Annotated in this window: 17 protein-coding genes; 11 read left to right on the forward strand and 6 right to left on the reverse strand. The window is 64.6% G+C overall.

Annotated elements, in window-relative coordinates; genetic code table 11:
* Window positions 1–10 precede the first annotated feature (10 nt).
* Window positions 11–1,258, reverse strand: a complete 1,248-nt coding sequence (locus tag HU230_RS11290; protein ID WP_176531614.1) for an MFS transporter — start codon at window positions 1,256–1,258, stop codon at window positions 11–13.
* 56 nt (window positions 1,259–1,314) lie between these two features.
* The gene (gene tyrS, locus HU230_RS11295) at window positions 1,315–2,568 is read right to left on the reverse strand and encodes a tyrosine--tRNA ligase (protein ID WP_176531613.1); all 1,254 of its coding nucleotides are present in this window, start codon (window positions 2,566–2,568) and stop codon (window positions 1,315–1,317) included.
* Window positions 2,569–2,720: 152 nt separating this feature from the next.
* Here tyrS and HU230_RS11300 point away from each other — a divergent pair, with 152 nt between their 5' ends.
* From HU230_RS11300 to HU230_RS11310, 3 genes are all read left to right on the forward strand, one after another.
* Window positions 2,721–3,824 (forward strand): anhydro-N-acetylmuramic acid kinase, encoded by a 1,104-nt coding sequence (locus HU230_RS11300; protein ID WP_176531612.1) that lies wholly within the window; start codon window positions 2,721–2,723, stop codon window positions 3,822–3,824.
* Between the two features lie 82 nt (window positions 3,825–3,906).
* Window positions 3,907–4,584, forward strand: coding sequence for a glutathione S-transferase family protein (locus HU230_RS11305; protein ID WP_176531611.1), 678 nt, complete (start codon window positions 3,907–3,909; stop codon window positions 4,582–4,584).
* Between the two features lie 3 nt (window positions 4,585–4,587).
* The gene (locus HU230_RS11310; protein WP_176531610.1) at window positions 4,588–4,917 is read left to right on the forward strand and encodes a DMT family transporter; all 330 of its coding nucleotides are present in this window, start codon (window positions 4,588–4,590) and stop codon (window positions 4,915–4,917) included.
* A 145-nt stretch (window positions 4,918–5,062) separates the two neighbouring features.
* On the opposite strand, the gene HU230_RS11315 is transcribed toward HU230_RS11310, so the two are convergent.
* Window positions 5,063–5,710 (reverse strand): alpha/beta hydrolase, encoded by a 648-nt coding sequence (locus tag HU230_RS11315; RefSeq protein WP_016843213.1) that lies wholly within the window; start codon window positions 5,708–5,710, stop codon window positions 5,063–5,065.
* A gap of 463 nt (window positions 5,711–6,173) precedes the next feature.
* On the opposite strand from HU230_RS11315, the gene HU230_RS11320 reads away from it, so the two are divergent.
* The 8 genes from HU230_RS11320 (at window position 6,174) to HU230_RS11355 (ending at window position 13,759) form a co-directional block, all read left to right on the forward strand.
* The gene (locus tag HU230_RS11320; RefSeq protein WP_176531609.1) at window positions 6,174–7,331 is read left to right on the forward strand and encodes a cysteine desulfurase family protein; all 1,158 of its coding nucleotides are present in this window, start codon (window positions 6,174–6,176) and stop codon (window positions 7,329–7,331) included.
* A gap of 96 nt (window positions 7,332–7,427) precedes the next feature.
* Window positions 7,428–8,924 carry a Fe-S cluster assembly protein SufB gene (gene sufB / locus HU230_RS11325; protein ID WP_176531608.1) on the forward strand — a complete coding sequence of 499 codons (1,497 nt, stop codon included), beginning with the start codon at window positions 7,428–7,430 and terminating at the stop codon, window positions 8,922–8,924.
* Between the two features lie 58 nt (window positions 8,925–8,982).
* Window positions 8,983–9,735 (forward strand): Fe-S cluster assembly ATPase SufC, encoded by a 753-nt coding sequence (gene sufC, locus HU230_RS11330; protein WP_176531607.1) that lies wholly within the window; start codon window positions 8,983–8,985, stop codon window positions 9,733–9,735.
* A gap of 17 nt (window positions 9,736–9,752) precedes the next feature.
* Entirely contained in the window at window positions 9,753–11,075 is a 1,323-nt protein-coding gene (sufD, locus tag HU230_RS11335; protein WP_176531606.1) for a Fe-S cluster assembly protein SufD, read from the forward strand.
* Complete coding sequence (locus tag HU230_RS11340; RefSeq protein WP_176531605.1) at window positions 11,072–12,319, forward strand: cysteine desulfurase; 1,248 nt, start codon at window positions 11,072–11,074, stop codon at window positions 12,317–12,319. Before sufD ends, HU230_RS11340 begins: the two co-directional genes overlap by 4 nt.
* Window positions 12,316–12,687: an SUF system Fe-S cluster assembly protein gene (locus HU230_RS11345; protein WP_028342143.1), complete on the forward strand. Its 372-nt coding sequence runs from the start codon at window positions 12,316–12,318 to the stop codon at window positions 12,685–12,687. Before HU230_RS11340 ends, HU230_RS11345 begins: the two co-directional genes overlap by 4 nt.
* Before the next feature lie 64 nt (window positions 12,688–12,751).
* Entirely contained in the window at window positions 12,752–13,141 is a 390-nt protein-coding gene (locus HU230_RS11350) for a HesB/IscA family protein (protein ID WP_092113811.1), read from the forward strand.
* 150 nt (window positions 13,142–13,291) lie between these two features.
* Window positions 13,292–13,759: a TfoX/Sxy family protein gene (locus HU230_RS11355; protein ID WP_176531604.1), complete on the forward strand. Its 468-nt coding sequence runs from the start codon at window positions 13,292–13,294 to the stop codon at window positions 13,757–13,759.
* Between the two features lie 156 nt (window positions 13,760–13,915).
* On the opposite strand, the gene HU230_RS11360 is transcribed toward HU230_RS11355, so the two are convergent.
* From HU230_RS11360 to HU230_RS11370, 3 genes are all read right to left on the reverse strand, one after another.
* The gene (locus HU230_RS11360) at window positions 13,916–14,983 is read right to left on the reverse strand and encodes a GGDEF domain-containing protein (RefSeq protein ID WP_176531603.1); all 1,068 of its coding nucleotides are present in this window, start codon (window positions 14,981–14,983) and stop codon (window positions 13,916–13,918) included.
* A gap of 317 nt (window positions 14,984–15,300) precedes the next feature.
* Window positions 15,301–16,794, reverse strand: a complete 1,494-nt coding sequence (locus HU230_RS11365; RefSeq protein ID WP_176531602.1) for a DEAD/DEAH box helicase — start codon at window positions 16,792–16,794, stop codon at window positions 15,301–15,303.
* Between the two features lie 451 nt (window positions 16,795–17,245).
* Window positions 17,246–18,199: a helix-turn-helix transcriptional regulator gene (locus HU230_RS11370; protein ID WP_176531601.1), complete on the reverse strand. Its 954-nt coding sequence runs from the start codon at window positions 18,197–18,199 to the stop codon at window positions 17,246–17,248.
* Window positions 18,200–18,246 lie beyond the last annotated feature (47 nt).

The raw sequence follows: 18,246 nt of genomic DNA on the forward strand, positions 1-18,246 counted from the left end.
AGAATCTGCTCTAGCGCCGCAGCGCCGGCACCACCAGGAACGGGATCAGGCCGAGCACGACATTGACGAGGGCGAAGGCGATCAGCGGATTGTAGCTGTGGGTCCAATCATGGATCAGGCCGCCGCCCCAGGAGCCAAGCGCCGAGCCGAGGCCGCTGCCGATCATGATCGTCCCGTAGATCGTGCCGACGCGCTCGCCGCGGAAGATTTTCAGCGCGGTCGCGGTGATCAGCGGGCCGCGCGAGCCGATCATGCTGCCGAAGGAGATGATGAAGCCGGTCAGCAGCCAGTAGTTCGGATACCACTGCAACAGCCAGAGCAGGATGATGCCGACGATCGAGACGCCGTAGCTGAACAGCACGCTGGGACGGCGGCCGATGATGCCGTCAAGCGTGGACACGCCGAGCATGCCGACGAACAGCGCGACGCCGGAGAAGCCCCAGGCGGTCGCGGCCTGCAGCGGCGGGAAGCCAACATCGATCAGGTAGGCGACGATCTGCGCCGTCAGTGCATACATCGCAACCGCGGTGAAGAAGAAGGTCGAGAACAGCGCCCAGAAGGCATGGTGGCGCATCGCGGCCAGCAACGTCCAGCCTTCTTCGGCGAGGCCGGCTTGAGCCTTCTTCACGATGTGTGGCGATCCGCCGGCGAGCAGCCGCCACGGCAGGAAGACCAGCGGGACAAGCAGGCTGAGCGCACTGACGCCGAACACCTGATAGGCCTCGCGCCAGCCGATGCGGTCGATCAGCACCTGCGACAGCGGCAGCAGCACCAAGAGGCCGGCGCCGGTCGCCGAATACATCACGGCCATGGCGGTCGGCAGCTTTGGCCCGAACCAGCGGCCGAGCAGGATCGAGTTCGAGACGTTGCCGATCAGCGCGGTGCCGAAGCCGACACAGAGGCCGACGCTGAGCTGGAATTGCCAGAGCTGCTCGGCGCGCGAGGCGATCAGGAATGCGCAGCCGAGCAGCGACAGGCCCAGCGCATAGACCACGCGCGGACCGGAGCGGTCGAACAGGCGCCCGACCAGGGGCGCGGTGAGGCCGCTGGCGAGCCAGGTCAGCGAATAGACCGACACGACAGAGGCGCGGTCCCAGCCGAAATTTTCCGAGATCGGTTTGAGGAAGACCGTGAAGCTGTCGCTGAGACCGCGCCCGAGCACCGACAGCACGAAGCAGAGCGCGAGCACGTTCAGCGCGACGCGCGACTGTTTCGCCGGCGCTGCAAGCGTGTCATTCGGAGGCGTGGTCTGATCCATCGGAAAGCAAGGAGCGCGCTTTCCGCACTCCCTACAACCGACAAATGCGAATGCGCCTATGCAGGCTTCAGCAGGACGTGCCGCTTCTTGCCGAGCGACAGCTTGACGACGCCTTCCGGCGTGAGATTGGCCGGCGTCAGCAGCATCTTCTCGTCGGTGACAGCGGCGTCGTTGACGCGCAGGCCGCCGCCCTTGATCTGCCGCCGCGCTTCGCCGTTGGACGCGACGAGCTCGGCCTTGACGAAGGCGGCCAGCACGCCGACGCCGGCTTCAAATTCGCCGCGCGGAATTTCCACCGTCGGCAGGGTTTCGGCCAGCGCGCCTTCCTCGAAGGTCCGGCGCGCGGTCTCGGCGGCTTCACTGGCCGCGTCGCGGCCATGGAGCAGGGCGGTGGCCTCGGTCGCCAACACCTTCTTGGCTTCGTTGATCTCGCTGCCACCGAGCGCCGCGAGCTTGCCGATCTCGCTCATCGGCAGGATCGTGAACAGCTTGAGGAATTTGACGACGTCGGCGTCCTCGACATTGCGCCAATACTGCCAGAAGTCGTACGGCGAGAACTGGTCGGCGTTGAGCCACACCGCGCCCTTGGCGGTCTTGCCCATCTTGTCGCCGGAGGCGGTGGTCAGCAACGGCGTGGTCAGTGCGAACAGTTGCGGCGAGCCCATGCGGCGGCCGAGATCGACGCCATTGACGATGTTGCCCCACTGATCGGAGCCGCCCATTTGCAGCCGGCAGCCGGCGCGGCGCGACAGCTCGACGAAGTCGTAGGCCTGGCAGACCATGTAGTTGAATTCGATGAAGCTCATCTCCTGCTCGCGCTCGAGCCGGAGCCGCACCGAATCCATCGTCAGCATGCGGTTGACCGAGAAATGCCGGCCGATGTCGCGCAGCATCTCGATCCAGTTCAGCTTGGTCAGCCACTCGGCGTTGTCCAGCATGATGGCGTCGGAAGGCCCATTGCCATAGCGCAGCACCTTGGCGAACACGCCGCGGATCGAGGCCTTGTTGGCTTCAATCTCTGCGACCGTGCGCATCGCGCGCGTCTCGTCCTTGCCGGAGGGGTCGCCGACCATCGTGGTGCCGCCGCCCATCAATGTTATCGGCTTGTTGCCGCTCTGTTGCAGCCAGTACAGCATCATCATGGTGAGGAAGTTGCCGATGTGCAGCGACGGCGCGGTGCAGTCATAGCCGACATAGGCGGTCGCCTCGCCCTTCGCGGCAAGCGCGTCGAGGCCCTCGAAATCGGAGCACTGGTGGACGAAGCCGCGTTCCTGTAGAGTGTTCAGGAAATCCGATTTAAATGCAGTCATTTGTCGGCGAGCCAGATCATTCTTGTTTTACGGTTTTTGCGTCTATTTGCGGAACCTTGATGCTTGAGGCTGCCGCAGGCGGACGCGCAGTGGCATTATAGGATGTACTTGTTTGAGACAAGCCGGGGGTTCCCGGCTGGGGCGCTTCCACAATGATGTTAACGGCACTCGGTCTGATGAGCGGGACCTCGCTCGACGGGGTCGACGTGGCACTGATCGAGACCGACGGCCGCCAGATCAAGGCCTTCGGGCCGACGGGCTATCGCCCCTATACCGACAGCGAGCGCAGCCTGCTGCGCCAGGCGCTCACCGAGGCCGTCCATCTGACACAGCGCGACGCCCGGCCGGGGATATTGCGGCAGGCCGAGCAGGTTGTCACGTCAGCCCATGCCGAGGCGGTCGCCAGCTTCATGGCGCAGACCCGGATCTCCGCCCAGGACATCGACATCGTCGGGTTCCATGGCCAGACCGTGCTGCATCGCCCCGAGCGGAGGTTGACGGTCCAGATCGGCGATGCCCTGGCGCTCGCCAAAGCGATCCACATTCCGGTGATGCATGATTTCCGCGCCGCCGACGTCGAGGCCGGCGGGCAGGGTGCTCCGCTCGTGCCGGTCTACCACCGTGCGCTGGCGCAATCGCTGAACCGCGAGGGGCCGACCGTCGTGGTCAATATCGGCGGCGTCTCCAACATCACCTATATCGACGGAACCGACACGCTGATCGCCTGCGACACCGGGCCCGGCAATGCGCTGCTCGACGACTTCATGTTCCGCCAGATGCATCAGCCGTTCGACACCGCCGGCAAGTTCGCGGCGCTGGGCAAACCGGACGAAGCCTGGATCGCACGGGCGCTCAAGCTGCCGTTCTTCGCGCTGCCACCGCCGAAATCGCTCGACCGCAACGACTTCGCCGGCCTGAAGCTCGGTGCCGTGGCGCCGGCCGATGGCGCGGCGACGCTGACCGCTTTCACGGCTGCCGCGATCGCCCGCGTCGTGCCGCTGCTGCCGAAACGGCCGAAGAGCTGGATCATCTGCGGCGGCGGCGCCTCCAACCTCACGATGATGCGGATGCTGCGCGAGCGCCTGGCGCCGGCAACCGTCGAGCCCGCCGAGGCGCTTGGCTGGGCGGCGGACGCGATCGAGGCGCAGGCCTTCGGCTTCCTTGCCGCGCGCGGCATGAAGGGGCTGCCGCTGAGCTACCCCGCCACCACGGGGGTGCCGATCCCGATGACCGGGGGCATCATCGCGCGACCGTGATTTAGATGCAAATGCATCTACCTTGACAGTTCCATGCCGCAGCATTTAATTCGATGCAGTTGCATTGAACGCGAGGTTCGTCATGGCCGCCCTGAAGCTGATCAGCCACAAGCTCTGTCCCTATGTGCAACGCGCGGTGATCGCGCTGCATGAGAAGGGCGTGCCGTTCGAGCGGATCGATATCGATCTCGCCAACAAGCCCGACTGGTTCCTGAAGATCTCGCCGCTCGGCAAGGTGCCGGTGCTGGTCGTGACCGGCGACGACGGCAAGGAAGTCGCGCTGTTCGAGAGCAACGTGATCTGTGAGTACATCGAGGAGACGCAAGGTGGCGCCAAGCTGCATCCCGAGAACGCGCTGACGCGCGCCGAGCATCGCGCCTGGATGGAGTTCGGCTCGGCCATTCTCGGCGACCTCTGGGGGCTCGAGACTGCGACCGATGCCGCGACCTTCGAGAGCAAGCGGCAGGCGGTCGCCGCAAAGTTCGCGCGCGTGGAGGCTGCGCTCGGCGCGGGTCCGTTCTTCGCGGGCGACAGGTTCAGCCTGGTGGATGCGGTGTTCGCGCCGGTCTTCCGCTATTTCGATCTGTTCGACCAGCTGACCGATCTCGCCGTTTTCACCCACACGCCAAAACTTCGCGCCTGGCGCAGTGCGCTGGCGCAGCGGCCGAGCGTGCGCAGCGCCGTTTCACCTGATTATCCCGCGCTGCTGCATGCGTTCCTGGTCGGCCACCGCGCGCACATGCTGAAGCTTGCCGCGTAAGCCATGTCGCACTCCATTGCCTGGATCGCGCTGGTCGTTGCCGGTCTTCTCGACGTCGGCTGGGCCATCTCGATGAAATATGCCGAAGGTTATACGCGCCTCGGCTGGACGCTGGTCTCGCTCGCACTGCTCGCCGCGTTCGTGTTCCTGCTCGGGCGCGCGTTGCAGGTGCTCGGCGTCGGCATCGCCTACACGGTATGGACCGGCATCGGCGCGGTCGGCACGCTGACCATGGGCGTGTTGCTGTTCAACGAAGCCTTGAACCCGATGAAGGTCGCCGGGATCGCACTGGTGCTGGTCGGCATCGCCGCACTGAAATTCGCGCCGGAGTAGGTGGCTTCGTAGCCCGGATGGAGCGAAGCGCAATCCGGGGCAGGTCTAACCGCGGAGGCAGTGGTCCCGGATTTCGCGGAGCCTGTCATCGGGCGCGCGTTCGCGCGACCCGTTGGCTCCATCCGGGCTACCAGAGCGGCGTCGCTCAGCGCACGTTGGCGAGGCGCATGTCCAGATAGCCGGTCACCGTCTCCATCAGCGGCTCGAGCTTGCCGTCGAAGAAGTGGTTGGCGCCGGGGATGACCTGCTGGTCGATCACGATGCCCTTCTGCGTCTTCAGCTTCTCGACCAGCGTGTTGACGTCCTTGGGCGGCACCACGGCATCCTTGTCGCCGTGTACGATCAGGCCCGACGACGGGCAGGGCGCGAGAAACGAGAAGTCGTAGAGATTGGCGGGTGGCGCGATCGAGATGAATCCCTCGACCTCCGGCCGGCGCATCAGAAGCTGCATGCCGATCCATGCGCCGAACGAGAAACCCGCAACCCAGCAAGCGCGCGCCTCCGGATTGATCGCCTGCGCCCAGTCGAGCGCGCTCGCGGCATCGGACAATTCGCCGGTGCCGTGATCGAACGAGCCCTGGCTGCGACCGACGCCACGGAAGTTGAAGCGCAGCACCGAGAAGCCGCGATGCGCGAACGCGTAATAGCACTGGTAGACGATCTGGTGGTTCATCGTGCCGTGGAACTGCGGATGCGGATGCAGGATCATCGCAATCGGCGCGTTCTTCTGCTTGGCCGGGTGATAGCGGCCCTCGAGACGGCCAGCAGGGCCGGTGAAAATGACTTCAGGCATTGTGTTCCCTTGATTGACGCGTTCCCTTGATTGACGTCGATCAATCAACCGGTTGGAGCCATCTTCGGCGACGGGCGCGAGCAGAGCGGCTCATGATGAAATCAGCGCAGGCGCCGCCGGGCGGCACGCTGGAAGGCCTTCTAGCATGACGCAAGGGGCAAAAATCAAGGAAATTGTGCCGCTTGGCAGAGGCTAATCCGCTCCGTGACGCGTGCGCAGCCGGCGCGTCGGCGGCGACCCGGATCAACACGCCGAATTGCTCGTTGGCTACCTGAAGTTTTGGTTTGTCATATTGCTATCGCGCGCGGCGCGCAGGCAGATGTCTTGCCAGGCAACACGATGGGACTCCCGGCCGAGCGTGAAAAATCTCCCGCATTGGTGACTCTGATCTGGTCTCGCTGCCCGACTGTCGTTATGTCGCAATGGAAGGCCGCAACCACGGTGGTTGCCGCGGACAAGCTCGATGGCCGATCGCGTCTATCTCGACTGGAATGCCACAACGCCACTTCGCCAGGAGGCAAAGGCGGCGATGGCTGCTGCATGGGAATTGAGCGGCAATCCGTCCTCGGTGCACAGCGAGGGACGCCGCGCGCGCCGGCTGGTCGAGGATGCCCGCAATGCGGTGGCGAATGCGGTCGGCGGCCGGCCGCAGGACGTCGTGTTTCTCTCCGGCGGGACCGAAGCCAATGCGCTCGCATTGACGCCGGGACTGCGCCGCGGTGCAGGCGCGCCGGTCAGCCGGCTCCTGGTGTCCGCGATCGAGCATGCGTCTGTCCTCGCGGGCGGACGGTTTGCGCGTGAGGCCACCCTCGCGATCAATGTCACGCGCGCCGGGGTGATCGATCTCGATCATCTGCGTGCGCTGCTGGCCGACGGTGCGCCCGCATTGGTCTCGGTGATGCTGGCGAACAACGAGACCGGCGCCATCCAGCCGGTGGCTGACGTCGCCGAGATCGTCCACGCGGCCGGTGGCCTGGCGCATGTCGATGCGATCCAGGCGTTCGGCAAGATTCCGTTCGATCTCGCCTCGACCCAGGCCGATCTGGTGACGCTGTCGGCGCACAAGATCGGTGGACCGAAGGGCGCAGGCGCACTGGTGCTTGCCGAAGGCGTCGAAGGACTGGAGGCGTTCCTGCGCGGCGGCGGGCAGGAGCTCGGACGACGGGCAGGGACCGAGAACGTCGCAGGGATTGCCGGCTTTGGTGCGGCCGCGAAGGCCGCGATGGTGGCGCTGAAGGCCGACGCCGCCGGCGTCAGGGGACTGCGCGACCGGCTCGAGCACGGGCTGCGGCAGACGCCGGACGTGGTGGTCTTCTCCGATAACGTAGAGCGGTTGCCGAATACCGTTCTGTTCACGGCGCCCGGCATGAAGGCCGAAACGGCGGTCATCGGATTCGACCTGGCGGGGGTAGCGGTGTCTTCCGGTTCCGCTTGCTCGTCGGGCAAGGTCCAGCCGTCCCACGTCCTGGAGGCAATGGGATACCGTCAAGAGGTGTCCCAGGGAGCGGTGCGGCTCAGTCTTGGCTGGTCTACCACGGAGACAGACGTGGATTTGGCCCTCAAGGCTTGGCGAAAGCTCGCCGATACCTTAGTTAAGGGAGCGCGACGAAACACAGCTTGAACAGTTCTAAGCGGGTGATTTCGTCTTCAAAGCATCGTAAGAGACTTCGGAACTTGAGATCCACCGCGGTCCTTGAAACCGCGAGCGGAGGATTGAATGCCTGCTGTACAAGAGACGGTCGAGCGCGTCCGGCGCATCGACGTCGACCAGTATCGTTATGGATTTGAGACGCTGATCGAGTCCGACAAGGCCCCGAAAGGCCTGTCGGAAGACACCGTCCGCTTCATCTCTGCAAAGAAGAATGAACCGGCCTGGATGCTGGAATGGCGTCTGGAGGCGTATCGCCGCTGGCTGACCATGACCGAGCCGACTTGGGCGCGCGTCAACTATCCGAAGATCGACTATCAGGATCTTTATTATTATTCGGCGCCGAAGCCGAAGAAAACGCTGTCCTCGATCGACGAGATCGATCCGGAAATTCTCAAGACCTATGAGAAGCTCGGCATCCCGCTCCGCGAAGTCGCCGTTCTCGAGGGCGTCGAGCCGCCGCCCGGCGGCCCGCCGTCGGCCAATCGCAAGATCGCGGTCGATGCCGTGTTCGATTCGGTGTCGGTCGCAACCACCTTCCAGAAGGAGCTGAAGGCCGCCGGCGTGATCTTCATGCCGATCTCAGAGGCGATCCGCGAGCATCCCGAGCTGGTGCAGAAATATCTCGGCACCGTGGTGCCGACCTCGGACAATTACTTCGCTACGCTGAACTCGGCGGTGTTCTCCGACGGCTCGTTCGTCTACGTGCCGCCGGGCGTGCGTTGCCCGATGGAGCTGTCGACCTATTTCCGCATCAACGAGCGCAACACCGGCCAGTTCGAGCGCACGCTGATCATCGCCGACAAGGGCTCCTACGTCTCCTATCTCGAAGGCTGCACCGCGCCGCAGCGCGACGAGAACCAGCTGCACGCGGCCGTGGTCGAGCTCGTCACGCTCGATGACGCCGAGATCAAGTATTCGACGGTGCAAAACTGGTACCCCGGCAATTCGGAAGGCAAGGGCGGCATCTACAATTTCGTCACCAAGCGTGGCGACTGCCGCGGCTGGAATTCCAAAATCTCCTGGACCCAGGTCGAGACCGGTTCGGCGATCACCTGGAAGTATCCGAGCTGCATCCTGCGCGGCGACAATTCGAGCGGCGAGTTCTACTCGATCGCGATCTCGAACGGTTTTCAGCAGGTCGATAGCGGCACCAAGATGATTCATCTCGGCAAGAACACGTCGAGCCGGATCATCTCCAAGGGCATCGCCGCCGGCAAGTCGCAGAACACCTATCGCGGCCTCGTCAGCGCGCACCGCAAAGCCACCGGCGCGCGCAACTACACCGCCTGCGACTCGCTCCTGATCGGCGACAAATGCGGCGCGCACACCGTGCCCTATGTCGAGGCCAAGAATTCCTCGGCGACGTTCGAGCATGAGGCGACGACGTCGAAGATTTCCGAGGACGTGCTGTTCTACTGCATCCAGCGCGGGCTCTCGCAGGAGGAAGCCGTCGGCCTCGTCGTCAACGGCTTCGTGAAGGACGTGCTGCAGCAACTGCCGATGGAGTTCGCGGTGGAAGCGCAGAAGCTGATCTCCATCAGCCTTGAAGGTTCGGTTGGCTAATCCATCCCGCTAACGGCGCGGCCAACGCGCCTTGCGGATGATGCTCAGGAAAAATCAGATGTCTCTGCTTGAAGTGAAAGATCTGCAGGTTCGTGTCGAGGAGCGCGAGATCCTCCACGGGCTGTCGCTCACGGTGAACCCGGGCGAGGTGCACGCGATCATGGGGCCGAACGGTTCCGGCAAATCGACGCTCTCCCACGTCATCGCCGGCAAGCCCGGCTATGAAGTCACCGGCGGCCAAATCCTGTTCAAGGGCGAAGACCTCCTGGAGATGGCGCCCAATGAGCGCGCCGCCAAGGGCGTGTTCCTGGCGTTCCAGTATCCGGTGGAAATCCCCGGCGTGACCACCTGGAATTTCCTCCATGCGGCGCTCAACGCCCAGCGCAAGGCGCGCGGCGAGGATGAGATTTCGTCGCCGGCCTTCCTCAAGAAGGTCCGCGAAGTGGCGAAGTCGTTGAGCATCCCGCAGGACATGCTGAAGCGCGGCGTCAACGTCGGCTTCTCCGGCGGCGAGAAGAAGCGCAACGAGATCTTGCAGATGGCGCTGTTCGAGCCGGCCGTCTGCATCCTCGACGAAATGGATTCCGGCCTCGACATCGACGCGCTGCGGATCGCCGCCGACGGCGTCAATGCACTGCGCTCGCCGGAGCGCGCGATGGTCGTCATCACCCACTATCAGCGGCTGCTCAACTACATCGTGCCCGATTTCGTGCACGTGATGTCGAAGGGCCGGGTGGTGAAGAGCGGCGGCAAGGAACTGGCGCTGGAGCTGGAAGAGTCCGGCTACGCGCAGTTCGAAGACGCTGCCTGACAAATGCGGGTTCTCAGATGAACGTTGTTGCAAAGACCGAGACCGGGCGCGCGCTGGGCGATGCTTTCGCCGTTGCGCGCGACCGTCTGCCGGGCAAGGGCAAGATCGCCGATCAGCGCCGCGAGGCGTTCGAGGCTTATGAGCGCCTTGGTCTGCCGCATCGCCGGATCGAGGACTGGAAATATACCGACCTGCGCGCGCTGATGCGCGAGGTGCTGCCGCTGGCCCCTGCGCCGGATGCGGCGGCGCTGGGGCGTGCTGCTGCTGCGGTCAAGCTGCGGGCGATCGACGGCGTACGCCGCCTGGTGCTGGTCGATGGCGCGTTCGCGCCCGACCTCTCCGACCTCGGTAATCTCGATAAGGGACTGAGCATCCGCCCGCTGCGCGAGGTGCTCGATGCCGGCGAGGACGCGCTTTCCGCGCAGGCCTTTGCGTCAGACACGTCCAATCCGATGATTGCGCTGAACGGCGCAATGGCGACCGATGGCGTCGTTATCGACATCGCCAATGGCACGGTGCTGGCCCAGCCGCTGCACATCGTCCACGTTGCATCCGGCGCGACGCCGGCTGCGATGTTCACGCGCTCGCTGCTCCGGCTCGGCCGCGATACCGGCGTGACGCTGGTGGAGAGCTATCTCGCCGGCGAGGGCGCCAAGGCTTACCAGACCCATGATGGGCTGATTGTCGCGATCGGCGACAATGCGCGGCTCGATCATGTGCGTCTGGTCGAAGACAGCGTCGATGCCTTCAACATTTCCTCGGCGACGGTGACGCTTGGCGCGCACGCCCATTTCAACACGTTCGGTCTGACCTCGGGCGGTCATGTCAGCCGCTATCAGTTGACGGTCACCTGCGCCGGCGAAGGCTCCAATGTCGAGACCAACGGCGTCAATCTGATCAACGGCAAGCAGCACGCCGACACCACGCTGTTCGTGGATCATGCGGTGCCGCACTGCGCGAGCCGCGAGATCTTCCGTGCCGTCGTCGACGACCGTGCCCATTCCGTGTTCCAGGGCCGCATCATCGTCCGTCCCGACGCCCAGAAGACCGACGCCAAGATGATGACCCGCGCGCTGCTGCTGTCCGACGACGCGGAAGCCGACAACAAGCCCGAGCTCGAGATCTTCGCCGACGACGTCACCTGCGGCCATGGTGCGACCACCGGTGCGCTCGACGAGAGCCTGCTGTTCTACATGCGCGCCCGCGGACTGCCCGAGAAGGAAGCGCAGGCGCTTCTGATCCAGGCCTTTGTCGGCGAGGCGATCGAGACGATTGCCAGCGACGCGTTGCGCGAGGTCGCAATTGCCACCGCGCAGCGCTGGCTTCAGGCGAGGGCGTGAGCATGCACAAGGCGGTCGCCAACGGTTCCTACGACGTCGCCCTGGTGCGGCAGGATTTCCCGGCGCTCGCCATGCAGATCTATGGCAAGCCGCTGGTCTATCTCGACAACGCGGCCTCGGCGCAGAAGCCGAATGCGGTGCTCGACCGCATGACCGAGGCCTACAAGAGCGAATACGCCAACGTGCATCGCGGCCTGCATTACCTCGCCAATGCCGCGACTGAGGCTTATGAGGGCGCCCGCGGCAAGGTCGCGCAGTTCATCAACGCCCGCCGCACTGAAGAGATCGTCTTCACCCGCAACGTCACCGAGGCGATCAACCTGGTGGCGTCGTCCTGGGGCGGGGTGAACATCAAGGAGGGCGACGAGATCGTCCTCTCGATCATGGAGCACCACTCCAACATCGTGCCGTGGCACTTCCTCCGGGAGCGCCATGGTGCCGTGATCAAGTGGGCGCCGGTCGACGACGAGGGCAATTTCCTGATCGAGGAGTTCGAGAAGCTCCTGAGCCCGCGCACCAAGATCGTCGCGATCACCCAGATGTCGAACGCGCTCGGCACCCTGGTTCCGGTCAAGGAGGTGGTCCGGCTCGCGCACGCCCGCGGCATTCCGGTGCTGGTCGACGGCGCGCAAGGCGCGGTGCATCTGCCGATCGACGTCCAGGACCTCGATTGCGATTTCTACGCCTTTACCGGCCACAAGGTGTACGGGCCGACCGGCATCGGCGCGCTCTACGCCAAGCACGAGCATCTGGTGGCGATGCGGCCGTTCAACGGCGGCGGCGAGATGATCCGTGAAGTGGCCAAGGACTGGGTCACCTATGGCGATCCGCCGCACAAGTTCGAGGCGGGGACGCCGCCGATCGTCGAGGCGATCGGGCTGGGTGCTGCGATCGACTACGTCAATTCGATCGGCAAGGAGCGGATCGCCGCGCATGAGCATGAGCTGCTGACCTATGCGCAAGACCGCTTGCGCGAGATTAACTCGCTGCGCGTGATCGGAACCGCCCGCAACAAGGGGCCGGTGATCTCCTTCGAGATGAAGGGCGCGCATCCCCACGATGTCGCGACTGTGATCGACCGGCAGGGCATTGCGGTGCGTGCCGGCACCCATTGCGTGATGCCGCTTTTAGAGCGGTTCAACGTCACGGCCACCTGCCGCGCATCCTTCGGGATGTATAATACAAGGGAAGAAGTCGACCATCTGGCGCAAGCGCTGATCAAGGCGCGGGAATTGTTCGCATGACCGATACAGCCGAAGTCAAGACGGCCACCATGGAAACCACCTCGGCGCTGCCGGCGGAGGAGACCGAGCGCATGAGCGGCGAGATCGTCGCGGCGCTGAAGACGGTGTTCGACCCGGAAATCCCGGCCGACATCTACGAGCTCGGCCTGATCTACAAGGTCGACCTCAAGGATGACCGCTCGGTCGACATCCTGATGACGCTGACCACCCCGAACTGCCCGGCAGCCGGCGAGTTGCCGCAGATGGTCGAGAACGCGGTTGCCAGCGTCCCCGGCGTCGGCGTCGTCAACGTCAATCTGGTGTGGGATCCGGCCTGGACGCCGGACCGGATGTCGGACGAGGCGCGCCTCGTCCTCAATATGTGGTGATGAGTTAGGGGATTGAACCTAAGCTCGAGATTGAATTGTCGCTGGGACTGACCACATGGATGACATGACACAAGCCTCACCGACCCCAGCCAAGCCGAAGCGGCCGCGCCCGCAGGTCATGAGACTGACCGATGCCGCGGCGGACCGGATCACCGAGCTGACCAAGCGCGCCGATTCCGAGATCGTCGGCCTGCGGGTCGGCATCAAGAATGGCGGCTGCGCCGGACAATCCTACACCGTCGAATACGCCCATGAGATCCGTCCGACCGACGAAGTGGTCGAGGACAAGGGCGTGAAGATCCTGGTCGATCCGAAGGCCGTGCTGTTCCTGCTTGGCACCGAGATGGACTACGTGGCCGACAGGATGCAGGCCCAGTTCGTGTTTAACAACCCGAATCAGGTCTCCGCCTGCGGTTGCGGCGAGTCGGTGCAGCTCAAGCCGGCGACGGTCTGATCGCCGCTGCGCCCTCGCGAGCGCGCAATCGCGCTCGCGTTTTGGATCCTATACCTACCATCGTTGCATGTTGACGCCGTCGTCGACCATACTGCGCTGCCAACAGGCTGCGGCTGGCGCGTTTGGCTGCGCTGGAACAATGGTGGGCATATGGACCGCGAATTCCTGACCGACCTGTTCGCCGATTTCGGCCCGGTCACGCTGCGCCGGATGTTCTCCGGTTACGGCATCTCCGCTGACGGTACTAATTTCGCGCTCGCGCTGCGCGCCGGGCTCTACTTCCGCGCCGATGAGGAGACCATCCCGCAATTCGAGGCCGAAGGCTGCGGGCCGTTCCAGTACCAGACGCGCGCCAAGACGGTGACGGTGAACTCGTACTGGCAGCTGCCGGCTCGGTTGTTCGACGATGCCGAGGAGCTCGCGGTCTGGGCACGCTCGGCGCTCGGTGCCGCCCAGCGCGCCGCGCTGCGCAAGCGGCCGAGGAAACGACCGGCCGCGCCGAAGTCGAAGACGCCGGTGAAGAAGGCCGCGGCGAAGAAGACAGCGGGAACGAAGATCACCGCAAAGTCGTCCACGGCTCAGAAGAAGCGCGTGCCGAGGAAACGGCCGTCGTCCTGAGGGCCAAATGCATCTACGTCATTGCCAGGAGCTCGCGACAAAATTGTAAGGCAATTTTGCGCTGAAGCGACGAAGCAATCCATCTATTCGCATTTGCGGGCAGATGGATTGCTTCGCTTCGCTCGCAATGACGGCGGGGAGAAGAACGCGGACCGGTCACGCTACGCGGGTCTGGGTCTCGGCGCTGTATTCCGGGTCGGCTTCGCAGATCACGCGGTTGCGGCCGGCGCGCTTGGCGGCATAGAGGCAGGCGTCGGCGCGCTCGATCAGGGAATCCGTGTCGTCGACCGGCTTCAGTATGGAGACGCCGACCGAGATCGTGACACGGCCGAGGATCTCGCCTGTCGACTTCTTCTTCAGCTCCTTGGCCATCACGGCACGGCGGATGTGGTCGGCGACTGTCAGCGCCTGGCGCAGCGCAGTGTTCGGCAGCACCACCGCGAATTCCTCGCCGCCATAGCGGGCGGTGATGTCCTGGCCCTTGATGGTCTGCTTCAGCGTTTGTGCCACCAGCCGCAGCACCTGATCGCCGGTGAGATGGCCGTAGGAATCGTTGAACGACTTGAAGTGATCGATGTCGAACATCAGCAGCGACAGCGGCTCGCCGCTGGCCAATGCGGCCTGCACAGCCATGTCGATCGAGCGGTCGAAATATTTCCGGTTGCCGAGGCCGGTGAGCGGATCGGTCAGGCTCTCGGCGCGGATCGCCTCAAGGCTGTGTTGCAGGTCGCTGATCTCCGACTTCGATAGCGCGAGCCGGTTCTCCAATGCCTGATTGGTCTCGCGCATCTCGCGCGTCGATTTGGCCAGCCCCTCGACGATGCTCTTGATCTGGTCGCGCGTGGTCGCGGTCGAGAGGCGGTCGCTGGCGCCGACGAGGCTCGCGTCGTAAGTCGCGGACACGCCGAGCGCATCGGTGATCAGCCGCATGACGGCGTCGATCTCGCCGATGACGCGCGCGCCGACCTTGTCGATGCGGTCCGAGGTCTTGATGTGCGAAAGGTAGGTTTCGTAGATCTGCTCGAGGTCGGATTCAGAGAGCTTGCCGCTTCGCGCCAGCGTCTCGTTGATGACCTTGTTGAGCGGTGCGTTGTATCCGGTCGCGTAGACGTACCAGATTTCGTAGTTGCGCGGCACGGCGGTCTGGCGAAGCGAGCGGATCTGACCAAGCGCAACTTCGGCAAAGGCCAACGTACGTTCGTGTTCGTCCAGTAGCTTGACCACTGTCACGTCCTTAATACACGCGATGCCGGTCATGCCCGGCAGCAATGACTAAATTATTGGCGCGAAGGTACGGGACGAGAATGAAGGCAAGGTAAACAGTGGAACTACGGGGATTTCGCCGCGACTAATGTCATACGAGCTCGATTCCGGCGTGGGTCGGGCTCGGCTTTCGCAAGCTTTTTCGCTTGCTCGCCATTGCGCCGCGAAAACTGCGCGCATTTGCTTCAAACGCGAGGGATCAGCGTGTGCGTCGGTCGCCCGCGGCGACGCGGCTGCCGGGAAAAACCGCCGCTGGCGCGGCGGCATCGGAGCCGGCCTTAGGCGCGTGCGCGCACAGGCCGCAGCAGGAAAGCGGGCAGGTGCGAATGATCGGCGGGCTCGTGGTCCACCTCGCGCTGCGGCCGCGATGGCTCGGCACGCCCGATCGACGGCACGTGCGACGGGGTGGCCCGGGGCGAGGTGCCGCGGCCGTGGCGCGGTTCGCGCTCCGGCTTGGCTGCACGCTCCTGGCGGGGCTCCTGGTCCTGACGCGGCTCGCGTTCACCGTGACGCGCTTCGCGTTCACCGTGACGCGGCTCGCGTTCACGTCGCGGCTTGCGGCCGCCACGGGTACCGTCGCGCGAACCTTCGCGGCCGCGCGCGCGGCGCGGCGCGGCGTCGTCGTCCGAGGCTTCGCTGTGAACGGTGAAGTCGCCCTCGGCGCGCGGGATCGCCTGGCCGATCAGCTTCTCGATCGCCGTCATCGACTTGCTGTCGAGCGATGTGACGATGGAGATCGCGGTACCGGTGCGTCCGGCGCGGCCGGTGCGGCCGATGCGGTGGACGTAATCATCGGGGTGGTGCGGCACGTCGAAATTGAAGACGTGGCTCACCGCGGGAATATCGAGGCCACGGGCGGCGACGTCGGAGGCGACGAGCAACGGAATCTCGCCCTTGCGGAATTGATCCAGCGCCGCGGTGCGGGCGGACTGATCCATATCGCCGTGGAGGGCGCCGACACTGAAGCCGTGCTTCTGGAGTGACTTGTGAAGGACGGCGACTTCGCGCTTGCGATTGCAGAAGATAATCGCGTTGTTGAGGTCCTTGGCGTCCCGCAGCAGCCGGCGGAGGATCTCGCGCTTGTCATGCGCCTCGCGACCGGCCGGGACCTGCAATTGCGTGACGGTGACGGCGGTGGTTGCGGGTTTGGAGACTTCGATCCGCGCAGGATTGTGCAGGAAGGCCTCGGTGATGCGGCTGATCTCCGGGGGCATCGTCGCGGTGAAGAACAGGGTCTGCCGCGTGAACGGCACGAGCTTGCAGATGCGTTCGATGTCGGGAATGAACCCCATGTCGAGCATGCGGTCGGCTTCGTCGATCACCAGCAGCTCGACGCCGGTGAGCAGCAATCCGCCGCGTTCGGTATGGTCGAGCAGGCGGCCGGGCGTTGCGATCAGGACGTCGACGCCGCGCATCAGCTTGGAGTCCTGGTCGCCGAACGAGACGCCGCCGATCAGCAGCGCCACGTTCAATTTCTGGCCGGCGCCGTATTTGTCGAACTGCTCCTTCACCTGCGCGGCAAGCTCGCGGGTCGGCTCGAGGATCAGGGTGCGCGGCATGCGTGCCCGCGCGCGGCCCTTCTCGAGAAGGGTGAGCATCGGGAGAACGAAGGCAGCGGTCTTGCCGGTGCCTGTCTGGGCAATGCCGAGGACGTCGCGCCGGGCGAGGACGTGCGGGATTGCCTGTTCCTGGATGGGAGTGGGGGTGGTGTAACCGGTGGCCGCAACTGCGGCGAGGACCTTATCGGACAGGCCTAGATTGGAAAAAGACATTGAGCCTCTGGTCGAAACCGCCGTTCGGCATCGCAGGTAAAAGGCTGTCGCGTTCGGCCCCGAAACGGCTCGCTTTTCTATAAAGCTCGGGGGCTCTGGCTAACGCTGACGGACGGCAAACCTGACGAATCGCGTTTCGATCCGAGGGCCGCGTTGCCCGCAACATAGGGGCGAAAGCGGTAAAGTCAATCTTGGAACCAGCCGATAGCCGAAAAAGCTTAACGTTTTCGCCAAAATAAGCGCCGCTTCCGTCATTTGGCGGTCAAATGAATCACTGGCCCCGTGTCTGATAGCAAGGCCTCCGAGGAGGCGTCCGCGCTGTTTTCACCCGGTACTCGCCGAGCGTCAGACCCTCGGGCTGGCGCGAATCCGGCTTACGGGATGGCGGCGCCTTAGTAACCCGCAAGAGCGCGGTTGAGCCGGTCAGCCGGGATTACCGCTCTCCGCGCGCTCAGGCCGGCCGCGCCCTGTAATCGCCCGGGGTCATCGATTCGGATGCATTGAAGAGGCGGTAGAACGTCGCGAGACTCTCGAAGCCGCAGGCAAACGCGACCTCGGCGATCGTCTGCCCGGACTGCTCGCGGAGCAGGCGGCGGCTTTGCGCGAGCCGAAGCGCGGTGACGGTCTCCGAGAAGCTCATCTCAGTCTCCTCGAACAGGATGTGCAGGTGACGCACCGAGATGCCGAGCAGGCCGGCAATCAGGGTTGGCGTCAGCGCCGCGTTCGCGAGATGCCGCCGGATCAGGCGGCGAGCCAGCGACAGATGGGCGCTTCGCAGGGCCTGCTGTGCGAGCCGGCTCTTTGGCCGCATGATGCCGCGCTCGATCAGCGCGATGTGGGCGAGCGCCTGCACCATCGGGGCCGTGTCCGCCGCGGTGGCGTCATGGCCTTCGACGAGGTCGCGGAAGCAGGATTCCAGCAGGGGCCGCAGCGCGGTCTCATCCTGCATGGGCCTCGGGACCAGTTCGCCGAGCTCGGCACCCGGTGGGACGATGTTCGTCACCGGGATCTTGATGATGCGCAGGTGGAAGCCGTCATCGTGCAGCGGAACGGTGCGATAGGGCAGGTCCGAATAGCTGGTCGCGAACATGCCGTCGCGCACCGCGAATTCATCGAGCCGCGCGCCGCCGAACCAGCCGCCACCGCCGAGTTGCTGGTAGATGCACAGGCTGTCGCTGCGCGCGTCTGCGATGTCGCCGGCGCGCCGCTCGACGCGGTAGGGCGAGGCACGCAGCTCGACCAGCCCGGCATCGCCGAGCTGGCGCAGCGAGAATTCGCCGAAGAAGTCGCGGCGTTGCTCGGGTTCTAGTTCCGCGGTGACGCCGAACAACCCTTTGGCGCGCACCTCGCGCCAATAGTCGAAGCGATCCCGGGGATCGACTTGCTCAGTGGACCATGTGTACACGGAAAAGCCCCTGGAATGCCCTTGGGACGTGCGGATAGCTCGCGCCG

The sequence above is a fragment of the Bradyrhizobium quebecense genome (assembly GCF_013373795.3).
Lineage (GTDB): Bacteria > Pseudomonadota > Alphaproteobacteria > Rhizobiales > Xanthobacteraceae > Bradyrhizobium > Bradyrhizobium quebecense.